11 protein-coding genes and 2 tRNA genes are annotated in these 15,134 nt (G+C 44.6%); 7 read left to right on the forward strand and 6 right to left on the reverse strand.

Annotation, left to right across the window (positions count from 1 at the left end):
- Nucleotides 1-206 precede the first annotated feature (206 nt).
- On the forward strand, nucleotides 207-1,184 hold the full coding sequence (gene ruvB / locus J3492_RS01540) for a Holliday junction branch migration DNA helicase RuvB (protein ID WP_207989447.1): 978 nt from the start codon (nucleotides 207-209) through the stop codon (nucleotides 1,182-1,184).
- Between the two features lie 118 nt (nucleotides 1,185-1,302).
- On the opposite strand, the gene J3492_RS01545 is transcribed toward ruvB, so the two are convergent.
- From J3492_RS01545 to J3492_RS01565, 5 genes are all read right to left on the reverse strand, one after another.
- Nucleotides 1,303-2,769 (reverse strand): FAD-binding oxidoreductase, encoded by a 1,467-nt coding sequence (locus tag J3492_RS01545; RefSeq protein WP_207989056.1) that lies wholly within the window; start codon nucleotides 2,767-2,769, stop codon nucleotides 1,303-1,305.
- A gap of 19 nt (nucleotides 2,770-2,788) precedes the next feature.
- Entirely contained in the window at nucleotides 2,789-4,447 is a 1,659-nt protein-coding gene (locus tag J3492_RS01550; protein ID WP_207989058.1) for an ABC1 kinase family protein, read from the reverse strand.
- A gap of 61 nt (nucleotides 4,448-4,508) precedes the next feature.
- Complete coding sequence (locus J3492_RS01555) at nucleotides 4,509-5,228, reverse strand: ubiquinone biosynthesis accessory factor UbiJ (protein WP_207989060.1); 720 nt, start codon at nucleotides 5,226-5,228, stop codon at nucleotides 4,509-4,511.
- 60 nt (nucleotides 5,229-5,288) lie between these two features.
- A complete protein-coding gene (gene ubiE / locus J3492_RS01560) occupies nucleotides 5,289-6,335 on the reverse strand; it encodes a bifunctional demethylmenaquinone methyltransferase/2-methoxy-6-polyprenyl-1,4-benzoquinol methylase UbiE (RefSeq protein ID WP_243453045.1) in 1,047 nt (348 codons plus the stop codon).
- Nucleotides 6,336-6,386: 51 nt separating this feature from the next.
- Nucleotides 6,387-7,100, reverse strand: coding sequence for an FFLEELY motif protein (locus J3492_RS01565; protein WP_207989063.1), 714 nt, complete (start codon nucleotides 7,098-7,100; stop codon nucleotides 6,387-6,389).
- 266 nt (nucleotides 7,101-7,366) lie between these two features.
- On the opposite strand from J3492_RS01565, the gene J3492_RS01570 reads away from it, so the two are divergent.
- Nucleotides 7,367-9,052 carry an ATPase gene (locus J3492_RS01570; protein WP_207989065.1) on the forward strand — a complete coding sequence of 562 codons (1,686 nt, stop codon included), beginning with the start codon at nucleotides 7,367-7,369 and terminating at the stop codon, nucleotides 9,050-9,052.
- A gap of 545 nt (nucleotides 9,053-9,597) precedes the next feature.
- Nucleotides 9,598-11,205, forward strand: coding sequence for an inorganic phosphate transporter (locus J3492_RS01575; RefSeq protein ID WP_207989067.1), 1,608 nt, complete (start codon nucleotides 9,598-9,600; stop codon nucleotides 11,203-11,205).
- A gap of 255 nt (nucleotides 11,206-11,460) precedes the next feature.
- Here J3492_RS01575 and J3492_RS01580 read toward each other — a convergent pair whose 3' ends face one another.
- Nucleotides 11,461-13,101 carry an aminotransferase class I/II-fold pyridoxal phosphate-dependent enzyme gene (locus J3492_RS01580; RefSeq protein ID WP_207989069.1) on the reverse strand — a complete coding sequence of 547 codons (1,641 nt, stop codon included), beginning with the start codon at nucleotides 13,099-13,101 and terminating at the stop codon, nucleotides 11,461-11,463.
- Nucleotides 13,102-13,403: 302 nt separating this feature from the next.
- Between J3492_RS01580 and msrB the strand changes: the two genes are divergently transcribed.
- From msrB to J3492_RS01600, 4 genes are all read left to right on the forward strand, one after another.
- A complete protein-coding gene (gene msrB / locus J3492_RS01585) occupies nucleotides 13,404-13,829 on the forward strand; it encodes a peptide-methionine (R)-S-oxide reductase MsrB (RefSeq protein ID WP_207989071.1) in 426 nt (141 codons plus the stop codon).
- 25 nt (nucleotides 13,830-13,854) lie between these two features.
- Nucleotides 13,855-14,343 carry a glutathione peroxidase gene (locus J3492_RS01590; protein WP_207989073.1) on the forward strand — a complete coding sequence of 163 codons (489 nt, stop codon included), beginning with the start codon at nucleotides 13,855-13,857 and terminating at the stop codon, nucleotides 14,341-14,343.
- 396 nt (nucleotides 14,344-14,739) lie between these two features.
- Nucleotides 14,740-14,815, forward strand: a tRNA-Val gene (locus J3492_RS01595).
- A gap of 56 nt (nucleotides 14,816-14,871) precedes the next feature.
- A tRNA-Asp gene (locus J3492_RS01600) sits at nucleotides 14,872-14,948 on the forward strand.
- Nucleotides 14,949-15,134: the final 186 nt, after the last annotated feature.

Raw genomic sequence — 15,134 nt, forward strand, 5'->3', positions numbered from 1 at the left:
TTCTTGTAAAACGACCCATAACAGAGATGTTAATGGAGCAAAAAACATTCTCGCGGTCGGGCTTGGCCGTCTTTAGTAGGAATCCTCGTTCCTTTTAGGTCGGGGAGGAAGTCAATTCTATAAATGGTTTTGAGTAGTTTGTGCATGACTTCTAAGCTAGGCTTGGTTATGCTATTAATACCCTTTAAATAATGATAAGAGATATGATGCAAGATCGCTTGATTAATCCGCTAGAAGCAGCAGCTGATGCGCCAGATGCTAATATTCGTCCAGCATTACTGTCTGAGTATATAGGACAGCCAGTTGTGCGTGAGCAGATGGAAGTGTTTATTGGCGCTGCTCGAGGTCGTGATGAGGCGCTGGATCATACTTTGATTTTTGGCCCTCCAGGATTAGGAAAAACCACCCTTGCCAATATCATTGCTCGTGAGATGGGTGGCAACCTGCGCTCAACGTCTGGGCCTGTTCTTGAGCGTGCTGGCGATCTGGCAGCCATGCTGACTAACCTAGAAGCAGGTGATGTGCTATTTATTGATGAGATTCATCGCTTAAGTCCTGTGATTGAAGAGATTCTCTATCCAGCGATGGAGGATTTTCAATTGGATATTATGATTGGCGAGGGGCCTGCAGCACGTTCTATTAAGCTGGATTTACCGCCATTTACACTAGTAGCTGCCACGACACGGGCAGGTCTGTTGACTTCACCGCTGCGTGATCGTTTCGGTATTGTTCAGCGTCTTGAGTTTTATAACATTGCAGATCTGACGACGATTGTGAAGCGTGCAGCAGGACTGATGCGGGTAACAATGAGCGAGGATGGGGCAATAGAGATTGCTCGCCGTGCGAGAGGCACGCCAAGGATAGCCAACCGTTTGCTGCGTCGTGTACGTGACTATGCTGAGGTCAAAGGCGACGGCTGTGTAAACGGGGTGATTGCTGCCAGTGCGCTCGATATGTTGGCGGTTGATAGACGGGGCTTAGACCATCTCGATAGACGCTATATTGAGATATTACGTGACCGTTTTGACGGGGGTCCGGCTGGTGTTGAGGCAGTAGCAGCGGCTATGGCCGAGGACCGTGGCACGCTTGAAGATGTGATTGAGCCATATCTCATCCAGCAAGGCTATGTATTGCGTACTGCTCGTGGGCGTGTGTTGACTCAGATGGCGATTGATCAGATTTGACTGGATTGAGGGTGTGTTGAACACCAGAAGAAAGTACGGCTGATAGCCAAAATCGTTTTAAACGTTATCAGCCGTACGGTCGAATATACAGTACGCCCTAGTCATTGAGCGGCAAACCCTATGGCAGCGATGGCCATATCTTGCCAGGGTTTAAAATATTATGAGGGTCTAAGGCTTGTTTGATGGCTTGCATCATTATCAAAGCACTGCCGTGCTCTTGTTGCATATATTTTTGCTTGCCTTGACCGATACCATGCTCGCCAGTACAGGTGCCATCCATTTCGATCGCTCGCTTGGCCAAACGATCGATAATATTTTCTGCTTTGCTCACCTCATCGGGGTCATCTGTATTTACCAATAGTAATACATGAAAGTTTCCATCACCGACATGACCGACAATGGGCCCAATCATACCAGCATCTTCAATGTCTTTGGCAGTAGCGCTCACACATTCAGCCAGTCGTGAGATAGGCACGCAAGCATCCGTTGAGAGGGCTTTTGCCTCTGGGCGTAGCGCAGAACTAGCATGATACGCATTATGCCGAGCTTCCCAAAGTCGTTTACGTTCGGTCTCATCGGTATCCCAGACAAAATCAGTACCGCCAAACTCTTCGATAATATCGCTAAAGCTTTGTGCTTGTTCATGTACACCAGCTTCTGTACCATGGAATTCAACAAACAGCGTTGGCGTTTCGGCTAGGTTTAGATGAGCATACTGGTTGCAGGCCTTGATTTGTAGTGCATCAAGCAGCTCAATACGGGCAATGGGTAGGCACATCTGAATAGTGAGCATCACAGCCTGACAGGCGTCTTCGATGGTCGGAAAGTGACAAAGTCCACTAGCGACACATTCATGGATGCCAGACAGCTTGAGTGTTATTTCGGTGACGATACCAAGCGTGCCTTCAGAGCCAACCATTAGACGTGTTAGATCATAGCCAGCCGCTGACTTTTTTGCCCGTGTTCCTGTTTTTATAATCTCTCCGCTTGCTGTGACTACTTCAAGAGCGAGTACCACATCTTTCATCGTACCGTAGCGTACAGCATTGGTACCTGATGCACGGGTGGCAACCATCCCGCCAATACTGGCATTGGCACCTGGGTCTATGGGAAAAAACAACCCCGTATCACGTAAGTAATGATTGAGCTGTTCTCGGGTGACGCCAGGCTGTACCGTGACAGTTAAGTCTTCATTGTTGACCTGCAAAACCGCATCAAGCGCATGCATATCGATGCATAAGCCACCATAAGGAGCGTTTAGCTGACCTTCAAGGGACGAGCCTATGCCAAAGGCAATCACAGGCATTTTATGCTGATGACAGATCTCAACTGCCTTGGCAACATCGTGCTTATCCTGGGCGCTTAAGACAGCATCGGGCGGCTGATTGGCTAGCCAAGTCATAGTATGACCATGTTGTTCCCGTACTGTCATATTAGTGCTTAGCTTGTCACCAAACTGCGCCTGCAACGCTTGAATAGCCGCATCGTACTGATGTGTTGCTGCGCTGCGGTCAGGGCTTTTAAGCGCATTCTTTGAATGGTTATCAGGTTTATTTATAAAAGAGGTGTTTTGAGTATCAGACATAGATAATTCCTAGTAAAATTTAGGCCAAAATACGCCACACAATCACTAATAGCGCTAATAAATAAAAAATGGGTGCAAACCAGCCAACTTGTATAGCGATAGCAATACTTATCCCAAAACCGGCTAATGCCAACCAGTCACGGCGGCGATCGTTGAGTATATCAGCGCGTATCTGTTGCATCTCTCGCAGTTGGCTATCCTGACGTGCACCCTGAGAAGCAAGACTTTGCAAGCCTTGATCTAATAGCTTAGGAATATCAGTTGTCGATAATAAAATCTCTGGCAGCTGTGTCCGAAGTTGCTGCAAATTACGCACAGGATCAAGCTGCTCCTTAATCCAGCCACTTAGTATAGGCTTTGCAAGTGACCAAATGTCCAAGTCAGGATATAGCTCACGACCTAAGCCTTCTACATGTACTAGGGTTTTTAGCAATAGCATCAATTGTGGTGGAATACTCATATGATGCCGGCGTGCAATATCCAGTATTTGCATGAGCACCCCGGCAAAATCGATCTCATTGATGGATTTTTGTAGCATCGGCCCTACAGTACGACGCATATCACGCACCAAGGCATGTTTGTCAGTATTGGGCGGTATCCAGCCCGCTCGGCTGACGATATCAATAAGTGCTGTGAAGTTGTTATTCATAACGGCCAGCAGCATGCGTGCCACAATCATTTGATCGTCTTTAGACAGTGTCCCCATAATGGCACAATCAAGACCAATATAGCGAGGTTCGTGACCTAGAGTGGCAGAGGCTACATCTGCGTCAAGCGTCTGAATAGGCGGTGTTTCAACAAACACATTGCCTGGGTGCATGTCGGCATGAAAAAAGTTATCACGAAAGACTTGAGTAAAAAATATCGTTAAGCCTTTTTCAGCGAGTGCCGCTCTGTCATAGCCAAGCCGATCAAACACGTCAACTTGTGAGATTGGGACACCTTGAATGCGCTCCATTACCATGACGTTTTGTGCGGCATGGTATACCTCAGGGACATACATCAATGCTGAGCCCAAAAAGTTATTACGCATCTGCGTGGTGTTGTCGGCCTCTAAAGTCAAATCAAGCTCATTGAGCATCACTTGCCGATAGTCTTCTACGATATCAATGATATGTACGGCACGGGCAGCTTCTATACGTGCAGAGGCCCAGCTTGCAAGCTCACGCAATAGCTCAAAGTCAGCAATGATCGTGTCACGAATATCAGGGCGCACCACTTTGACGACAACCTCACGACCATCCGGTAGCGCCGCCGTATGTACTTGTGCAATAGAGGCAGCCGCTAAAGGCTTGACATCAAAACGGGCAAATAAGGTTTCGATAGATTGGCCCAGACCATGTTTGTGGTCCTCGACTTGTGCGGCGGCAATATCGCTATCAAAGGGTTTTACTCTATCCTGTAACTGAACGAGTTGCTCGATAATCTCTGGTGTTACCAAGTCACGGCGTGTAGAGAGGAGTTGCCCAAGCTTTAAAAATAACGTGCCCATGTCTTCAAGTGCATACTTGATAGCATTGGACTGATGCTTTTTACCCCAAGCGGCAGGGTGCATACGAATCAAGTGGGCGATAGGCTGTAGCTGCGGCGCTTCATCTATAGGCAGGTGAGTGTCAATGCGATAGCTTGCCGCAATGCGCCAAAGCTCAAACAAACGGGCACGATGGGATAATAGCATGAGGGTGAATACTCTAAAGTAAAACGAAAGTAAGGCAAATAATAAGCTTGTCTGTTATTGACTATTGCTGATTTTGCATATGGCGCAAACGTGCTTGCTCCGCTTTTATGGCAGCCAAACGTGCCTCTTCACGTTCGATATCAGCACGAAGCTTAAGAATCTGCTGCTTAAGGCTGTCCGCCTCTGCTTTTTCGGCAGGGTCAGGCTCGCTATGACCAGCGATATCATTGGCCCAGTCACTGACGTCGTCAAACGCACGCTTGGCAGTATCACGAAAGCTTCCTTTTAACTGGGATATCAGCAGCTGTAGCTGGCTTGCTGTTGGTTTGCCAATAAAGGGCTCAAGCTGACCTGCGATATCCGGATCAAATCCAGAAATCAGCTGTTTTAGCTGCATGAGCACCTTGTAGTCACCAGTAATGGGAAGATTGCCTTCAGCACCGCGCATCAGGTTGAGTAACTGAGCAGGGTTTTCGACACTGATGGTACAATCTGGGCTTGTATGGCCGATACGTGCTATTTCTGCATCCGCTTGTTGGCGCTCATTAGTACCAGCCTTAAAGCTTTGTCCACGGGGCTCAAACACTGTATTGGCAGTGAGAGGCTCAAAACGTAAATGCTCATCATTAAACAACACGTCTAAGTGCACTTCAGGCATTGCCATATTTAACCGTAGCACTTTGCCAGTAAGCGGTTTTAGTCCAGCTTTGGTAATTTCATCACTAGCAATAGCCATATTAATCAGCTTTTCGGCACTGGCCAAAAGTAATACAGTCAGCATAATACTCTCACTTCCTTACAATGGGATTGGCTTTTAAAGAATATACGTGTTCAAAAGGTTTTAAGCTTTAAACCCACGGTGCACCGCTACGATACCAGCCGTCAAGTTATGATAGTCGCAATTCTCAAATCCTGCTTGTTCCATCATTTGCTTGAGCGTCTGCTGATTAGGATGCATACGAATCGACTCAGCCAAATATTGATAGCTTTCTGCATCGTTGGCCACAATTTTGCCCATAAGCGGTAGAGCAGTGAACGAGTATAAGTCATAAGCTTTTGATAAGGGTTCAAAAACTGGCTTTGAAAACTCAAGGATCAGTAAGCGGCCACCCGGTTTTAGGACTCGGTACATAGAGCGCAGTGCGGCATCTTTATCCGTAACATTACGTAGACCAAAGCTGATGGTCACCAAATCAAAGCTTTCATCTTCAAATGGTGCTAAAGTCTCAGCATTGGCTAAGACGAAATCAACATTATTGCAGCCAGCATTGATCAGTCGCTCACGACCCACCTCAAGCATGGCTGCGTTGATGTCTGATAAAACGACATGACCCTGCCGACCGACTTCACGGCTAAACACTTTCGCCAAATCACCAGTCCCGCCAGCAATGTCGAGCACTTGTTGGCCGGCGCGGACCCCTGATAAGCTAATGGCAAAACGCTTCCAGAGACGATGAATACCAAAAGACATCAAGTCGTTCATAATGTCATATTTCTTTGCGACTGAAGTAAAAACATCTGCCACCCGAGCTTGTTTTTCAGCTTTTTTTACTGTTTTGTAGCCGAAGTGGGTCTCTTCTGCGCCATCAGTATCAGCAGTGTGGGGGTTGTTGATATCATCACGCTGATTAAAAGCCGTGTGTGCCGATGACTGAGCCTTGTTTGACGCTGAAGTTTGATCGGTATTATTTGACATAATGGTTTGTTGACCTTGAGGGGTACCCGTGGGCAAATCTTGCACTTGAGTAAAGTCACTGCTATGACTTGCTTTTGCCTGAGCAGTGATGTTTTTGTTGTTTGTGATACTGTCTTGAACCAGCTTGTCTTGTAGCTGCCCATTGTTGGCTGTTTTATTATGTGCGCCATCAGTACTGGAGGTATTGGCCATAGAGGTATCCTATTGCTTGCTTTGATAAGTATCTAAAAATTAGAGTGCCTCCTATGATACATCAAACGCTGATTTATTGTCGTTATTATCCATGTTGTGAACTTGATCTATAATCATAAGCTCACGCTTACAGAATGGTTCGATAAAGCCACCAACGCTCTTTAAAGGTTTCATAGCCGTAAAGCCTGCATCAATAAAGTCATACAAAGGCTGGAAGTTGTGACGATAGGCTGTGCCTTTAGTTAATGAAAATACTTTGCGTAATATAAATGAGTTTAGGTATTTGTCAGTGCGATAGCAGACTTCTTTTAAGTTGTTAATCTGAGTACGGCGTGCTTCTGCCTCATCGACCGCACGATAAGCGGCCAGCATATTGTCTTCATTGACTTCTAGGTTCTCTTTTATAAGCCACTGTGCCAGATGCATGTCCAGCTCGATGGCCAAGATAGCCGCTTGAATAGCCATGCTACCAGTTTGTAATACAGACTCTTTAGTCAGACTCTCTAATCTTTTGGCTTTAGGTAAAATGCGCTCCAATTGCTTGGCTAATAGCTGAAACTCATCACCGCCGTACAGCTGAGTGAGAAAGTAATTTGCCATGGGTTTGTTTTTTTTCTGCTCAAAAACATCACTATGAGTTTGTTGAATACGAGCACGTTGCCATGCTTGAACGTCATGAAGCTTAGCCTTAAGTTCGGCATCTTCATGCGTGGGTAATGACCAGTAGTGATCTAAGTGTTGTTGCAGTTGGGATAAAGCTGACATGGCGATTGATCCTAAGTTAATAAAAAAATGGGCGTGACCCTAATCTATATATAGATATGCTAGACATATACAAATAAAGCATGCCTAAATAACAGGCATAAATAAATAGGCACTTACCTTAAAAGAAAATAAAACATAATACAAATAGCAAACGGTTAAATGGTAGGATTATCTACCGGCTAAGCAAATACTATCATTTATCCATTATAACGAATATTAGGAAACTACCAATCTAAACTTTTATAAAAATAAAATGGAGGCAAAAAATGAGTAAGGAGACATCATTACAAACAGTGAGCGAACAGTTTGCTAAGCATGGGGCTAGTGAGCGTCTAAAGCCCAATCTTTTAAGCCAGTTCTCTTTGGATAAAGATGAGCTAAGACTGGCGCTGGTGACCGCTCAATATGCGCTGCGAGCGACACGTCAACAAGAGCCGCCAACCATCAATGAACCGACAGGCCTCTTGGTACTCGTCAATGGTATGGAGCAAGCGGGCAAGGGAATGGCTGTCAAGCAGCTTAGACAGTGGGTTGATCCTCGGTTGTTAAAGGTTGAAGCCACCATTGGCTATCCACCACTTGCGCATCAGCCCATTTGGCAAGTGCACACCAAGTCTCTGCCACGTCATGGAGATGTGATGGTTTATTTTGGCAACTGGTATGCTGATCTGCTGTATAACGTCATGCAAATGGCTGCAAGTGACTATCAAAGTAGACAAACAGATGGTGAGCAGGTAGGTCATACTCATAAGCTACCGACTGCAAAATGGCGTGCCTACTTACAGCAGCAACTACAGGCATTAAGTGTCTTTGAAGAGGATCTCGCCGCCAATCAGACTGAAGTACTTAAATGCTGGTTCCATGTCGATACAGAGGTATTACAGCAACGTCTGCAAGATGAAAAAAAGGACCCTGAGTACTTGTATCAGATAGATTGGAGTGATGCAGAGGTGTTGGCACAGTTTAATCAGGTAGCAACCGAGCTGTTGAGGCAGCAAGGCGACTGGATCATCATTGATGGCAGCGACAAGGCGCAAGCGGCAACTGACTTCTGTCATCATGTGCTGCAGGCCATGCAAAAAGCTTTGGCCAGTAATATCGTGTCTGCAAATAGTGCTCTTGAGTCGACAGATGATAGGGATAAAAACCAGCAAAGAGTGAATGATCAAGAGATCAAGCAGCAACATAGTAATGATGGTCAGCAAGGGTTTAAAGCTGTCAAGATACCTTATGAGCTGATAGATATCGATGATCCAGATATGGATAAGTCAGATTATCATAAACAACTGGACAAAAAACAAACCAGACTTGCCCAGCTCTTACGAGCGCGTCAGGGTCGCCATGTGGTCTTTGCTTTTGAAGGTATGGACGCTGCTGGCAAAGGCGGTGCCATAAAACGTCTAGTAGCACCTCTCGATCCCCGTGAGTATCAAGTTTATAATATCGGTGCACCCATGCTCTATGAGCTACACCATCCCTATCTGTGGCGATTTTGGACACGATTGCCTAATGAGCGTGAGGATCGGATGAGCCGTATCGCCATTTTTGATCGTACTTGGTATGGTCGGGTGTTGGTCGAACGTATCGAAGGCTTTGCCACAGATGCTCAGTGGCAGCGAGCGTATGAGGAGATAAATCGCTTCGAGTCTCAACTCGTAACGTCAGGTACGATAGTGCTAAAGTATTGGCTCGCGATAGACAAAAAAGAGCAGCTTGAGCGCTTTGAGGATAGAAAAGAGACGCCGCATAAGCAGTTTAAGCTGACAGAAGATGACTGGCGTAATCGAAAAAAGTGGTCAGATTATGTGCAGGCAGCAGCAGATATGTTGGCACGCACCGATACTCAAGCAGCGCCTTGGTGTGTGGTGGCGACCAATGATAAGCGGACGGCGCGCTTGGCTGTTCTGGACTATGCTATCACACAGTTAGAGGCGCATTTGTCAATAAGCTGAGCCGTATTTGTGATAAAGATAAAATAATGAAGAAAACTACTCGGATATATAAAGATAGTGCAGTTTGTCTTTGACAATCTGCTGTGAATAACCATAATAGGCGAGTAATTAATGAAGCGCTCAAAATCTCTAATCAGAGTATATGACTGTCAAGATATCTATTCGCTTGAGTACGCTCTTTAGAGTCACAATTGGTGCTTACATTTACAGTTACAAATTTTGCAGTATCATCATGCATTGTGTGCAATTATTTAATATAATAGGCAAATGGTAATAATGGCTAGGTCATAAGTGCTCATAAGACTGCCAGAGTCTAGGCTGTTAAGCTCGCTTACAGTGCCGCCATTTTATTATCGATGTCTTGAAAATCCGTTCGTTGTCAGATTGTTAGATTCAAACACTTAAGCCGCAAGAAGCTCTAATCAGATGATTTAGCGTTTACCCTTGCGGCTTAATGGTATGTTAAAAGCTGCTATTTATTTTTTTATAGCATCATTATCAATTGCAAGTATCTTTAAACCAGCTTACGCAGGGCGTATCACTCTATGGGTATTATTAGCAGTTCTAAAGGGCCGACAAAATCAGTGGGCACTATGAGAATCAATCTATTTTTTGCCATTTTACTGATTGCGATGACTGCTTATTTTTTATGGTGGGGTCTTGACTACACCATGCGTCAGCAGACCACACTATTTATCGTGGCTACCGCTTTTGGTGTGTTTATGGCGTTTAACATCGGGGGTAACGATGTTGCTAACTCTTTTGGTACTTCGGTAGGAGCAGGCACGTTAACCATACCACAAGCGCTTGGTGTTGCCGCAATTTTTGAGGTTTCAGGTGCAGTTCTAGCAGGGGGGGAGGTCACTGATACCATACGAAGTGGTATTGTCGATCTAGATGGGTTGGCAGTCAGTCCCAATCAGTTTATTTACGTGATGCTCTCAGCATTGATAGCAGCCGCCTTTTGGTTGTTGTTTGCTACGCGTAAAGGCTTGCCTGTTTCTACCACGCATTCCATCATTGGCGGTGTGGTAGGTAGCTCTATCGTATTGGGCTTTGACTTAGGAGGTAGTGCCACCGTACTTTCTACTGTTGATTGGGGGACCATAGGTAAGATTGCTGTCTCTTGGGTGTTGTCACCCGTATTAGGCGGGGTGTTGGCTTATATCCTCTATGGGCAAATCAAAAAGAACATCATTAACTATAATGATAAAGCAGAAGCACAAGTAGCCACATTAAAAGCCAAGAAAAAGACCGTAAAAGCGGAGCATAAAGCGTTTTTTGAGGCATTGTCTGAGTCAGAGCAACTGATTTATACCTCAGCGATGTTACGTGATCAAGACATCTATAAAGACGACGACTGTAAGGTAGATGACTTAGAAACTGATTATTACAAACATCTTTATACCATCGATCGTGAGCGTAGCAGTTTAGATACCCTAAAGGCAATTAAGCAGTGGGTACCTATTATCGCTGCTATTGGTGGGGTGGTGATGACCTCATTGGTTGTATTTAAAGGTCTCAAAAACGTCAATGGCAATTTTACCACTTTACATGGGTTTTTATTCATGGGCATGGTGGGTGCCTTGGTATGGCTCGCTGCCTTTATTTATACCAAAAGTATTCGTGGTAAGCATAAAGAAGATTTGACCAAAGCTACTTTTATCTTGTTCAGTTGGATGCAAGTATTTACCGCATCAGCTTTTGCTTTTAGCCATGGTTCAAACGATATTGCCAACGCAGTCGGTCCTTTCGCCGCTATCATGGATGTGATTCGTACCAATCAAATCTCTTCAGAAGCTGCCGTACCTCCAGCGGTCATGCTAACCTTTGGTGTGGCGCTCATTGTCGGTCTTTGGTTTATTGGTAAAGAAGTCATTCAGACCGTCGGCACCAACTTGGCAAAGATGCATCCAGCTTCTGGGTTTTCGGCTGAACTTGCCGCAGCAGCAGTTGTTATGGGAGCTTCTACGATGGGACTACCTGTATCTAGTACGCATACCTTAGTTGGGGCGGTCTTGGGTATTGGTATTGTCAATCGAAATACCAACTGGGCTCTAATGAAGCCTATCGGCATGGCTTGGGTGATTACCTTGCCAGCAGCAGCAGGTATGTCAGCGCTAAGCTTTGTTATTCTGACAAAGATATTTTAAAACACTTAGGGTGCGTCCTCAATTCAATCGAAGGATACCTAAATGGGCTAAAAAATGGCTAAACCTTGCCAAACAGCGTTAAATAGCTAGGTCATATCCCAATATTATCTGCGCTACTTTCCTTGTTTGACGGCAATTTATCTCGTTTTTATCTCTATTTTTAAAATGAGGACACCCCCTAGGATTTGTTGAGTATTTGAAAGCGCTTACCGGTATAAGACCGATAGGCGCTTTTTATCAAGTACCAAAGCAAACTTACGCCTCTAAAGCATGAGCGCTATCAGACGGTGTGCTTTTAGCATCATCAGTACCAAACTGTTGACGTTTTTTGGCAAAGAAGCGATCCAAGCGATCCATAGCGTCTTCTAAGTCATGAAGGTTGGGTAAAAATACCACTCGGAAGTGATCAGGAGTGTCCCAATTAAACCCTGTGCCTTGTACCATCAGCACTTTTTCTTCAAGCAAAAGATCCATCATAAATTGCATGTCGTCTTGAATAGGATAAATATCAAGATCTATCTTGGGGAAGCAGTAAAATGCACCTTGTGGCATGGTGCAGGAGATACCAGGAATGGCATTCAAGCGAGAGACTGCCATTTCACGTTGCTTGTATAGCCGCCCAGACTCCGCTGTGAGCGCTTGCATGCTTTGATAGCCACCCATAGCCGTTTGAATGGCATATTGCCCTTGTACGTTTGAGCATAGACGCATAGACGCAAGCATGTCTAAGCCTTCAATAAAGTCTGTGGCATGCTGCTTTTTGCCCGATACCATGAGCCACCCTGCTCGAAACCCTGCGATTCGGTGCGATTTTGATAGGCCATTGTAAGAAAGTACCAGTACGTCATCTGTCAAGGTGCTCATCGGAGTATGTACGCAGTCATCGTAAAGGACTCGGTCGTAAATCTCGTCTGCCATCAACACCAAGTCATGTGCTTTAGCCACTTCAATAAGCTGTTTGAGGACATCATCTGAGTACAGGGCGCCGGTTGGGTTGTTAGGGTTAATCACTACGATACCCTTGGTTTTGCTGGTTATTTTGGCTTTAATATCCTCGATATCAGGATGCCAGTTGTCATCTTCATTGCAGCGGTAATGCACCGCTTTACCTCCAGCAAGGTTGGCTGCTGCTGTCCATAAAGGGTAATCTGGCATAGGAATCAATACCTCATCACCGTCATCCATCAGCGCTTGCATGGTCATCACAATCAGCTCAGAGACGCCATTACCCAAGTAAACATCACGTACATCAACAGCAGACAGCAAGCCTTTTGATTGATAGTACTGTAAGACGGCTTTACGTGCCGAAAAAATCCCTTGTGAATCTGAGTAACCCGTCGCTTCCGGCAGGTTCATGGATACATCACGTAATATCTCGTGCGGAGCCTCTAGACCAAACGGAGCAGGGTTACCCACATTTAGCTTAATAATACGCTGGCCTTCTGCCTCCATTTGTACAGCAGTCTTTAGTAGCGGACCTCGAATGTCATAGCAAACATTTTGTAATTTTGTGGATTTTTTTAGTGAAGCCATAGTCGTGCTACCTGTCGTTGTCTTATTGTTAAACGCTTCGTTATAATTTGTTGTTGCTACCGACTTGCTGTCTTGTTTGTCAGCTGTGTTGGTGGGTGTTTCGTTATTGGCTTGGCTGTCTTTTGATTTGATCTCACCACGTAACAAGTAACCTTCACTACATCCTAAAATACGAGCAAGCGTTGGCAGTTTTGAAGAAACGATACCATTTGTTCCACGTTCCCAATTAGAGATGGCGCCCCGGCTCACTTTGGCTCCCGCCTTGGTCATGGCTTGCGCCAGTTGTTCGGCTGTCAATCCTTTATCACGACGCAGCTGTATTAAGCGTTCAGCTTGTGCCAGCCGTTCTTTATTATCACTCATAACTATCTCGCCTTATTTCACTGACAAGCTTGTTCAAACGCCTGTATGTGTTATTGTTCACTTAATGCAAGATTTTATTGCATTAGTTGTAAGACTGCAAGAGGATAATTGAATACTAATTGCAAGATTATCTTGCAATTAGTGTTTGGTCATTAAACCAGCTGAAATGCCTCTCGTTTAAGTTTAGTAAATAAGGATAATTTGACCTTGTAACTTAAGTAAAAACTATCATATCTTAGGTTAGATTATTGACCCTAAGAAGTGTTTAACCAACTAGATGATTAACCAACAAAGGATAAACCATGCAAGACAAGCAACTTAGTCCAGAAGAGATAGCGCAGTTGACAGAAGCTGACTGGAAAGAACGCCTCAGTAGTGAGGAGTATCGGGTGATGAGAGAAAAAGGCACAGAGCGCCCATTTACTGGTATGTACAACGATATCAACGATGAAGGCGTTTATCGCTGTAAAGGCTGTGGCGCTAAGCTATTTGATTCAGAGCGCAAGTTTGATGCGGGTTGTGGTTGGCCCAGTTTTGATCAAGGGGTAGACAGCGATGCAATCGATGAGCATATTGATGACTCTTTAGGAATGCGCCGAATCGAGGTGACTTGTAGTCATTGTGATGCACACTTAGGGCATGTCTTTCCTGATGGTCCACGTGAGACTACTGGCATGCGTTACTGTATTAACTCGGTAGCTATCGACTTGGATAAAACAGCTAAGTAAAAATGATGATATATAAGGAAGTCTAATGAGCAGTATCTATGATTTTACAGCAGAGCGCATGGACGGTACGCAGCAAGCCTTTACTGACTATCAGGATAGCGTGTTACTAATAGTCAATACAGCCAGTAAGTGTGGCTTTACCCCACAATTTGCGGGCTTAGAAGAGCTGTATCAGCGTTTCAAAGATCAGGGACTTGTGGTCATTGGCTTTCCTTGCAATCAGTTTGGAAGTCAGGATCCTGGAAGCAACGATGAGATTGGTGCCTTTTGTCAAAAGAACTATGGCGTGACTTTTCCGATGATGGCTAAAACAGACGTTAATGGTCAAGATGCACATCCTGTTTTTGAGTGGTTAAAAGCACAAAAAGGCGGTGTGCTCACTGATGGTATTAAGTGGAACTTTACTAAGTTTTTAGTGGGAAAAGATGGGCAAGTGCTTGAACGCTATGCGCCAACGACCAAGCCAGAATCATTAACAGCAGATATCGAACAGGCTTTATCAGAGATAAGATAATTTGAGACACTGTATGTCCCTGTCAAAGAAGTTTATTTATTATCACAAAAAAACATAAAGTCAATAAAAACAAAGACTTACTGGCATTATGGACAATAAAGTAAAAAATAATGCAAAAAAGATAAAATAACATTTGACAGGCATGTGTAAATGTATATAATACACACCCACAGAGCGAGGCTTTAGTCAGCCAGCTTCTGTTAAAAGCCTTTCAAAGGGTGACAGCTTTGAATATCAAAGCTTTTAGAATTTTTCCTTTAAGGAAAATTCTCTTGCGAAGCTAAAATTGCAGTGATACTTATAGTATTGCGTTTAGATACAAGGCTTTTGAAAATCCTATTTAAAGGATTTTCCTTGCAGAGCTAAAAAAGCATTGCTTTTTTTATACGCTCTTCAGGGTGATTAGCTCAGTTGGTAGAGCGTCTGCCTTACACGCAGAATGTCGGCGGTTCGAATCCGTCATCACCCACCACTCATTTAGCGAAGTGGGCTCTGGCTATAAAGAGCAAAACGCTAAAGATGACCTAAGCAGCGGTAGTTCAGTTGGTTAGAATACCGGCCTGTCACGCCGGGGGTCGCGGGTTCGAGTCCCGTCCGCTGCGCCATATTTAAAACGAATTCAGATGTTAAATCTGAGCAAGTTTCGCCCCAAACATTAGATTGTTTGGGGTTTTTTTGTGTCTGTAAAACTTGTAAGTTAAGTATAGTAGGTTCAGAATGATCGTATCTGTTTTATAAGGTTTTTACCTCTTATTTTGGGCAGATATCAATAATCAAATACACTGCTATAA

The organism is Psychrobacter coccoides (assembly GCF_017498085.1).
GTDB lineage: Bacteria > Pseudomonadota > Gammaproteobacteria > Pseudomonadales > Moraxellaceae > Psychrobacter > Psychrobacter coccoides.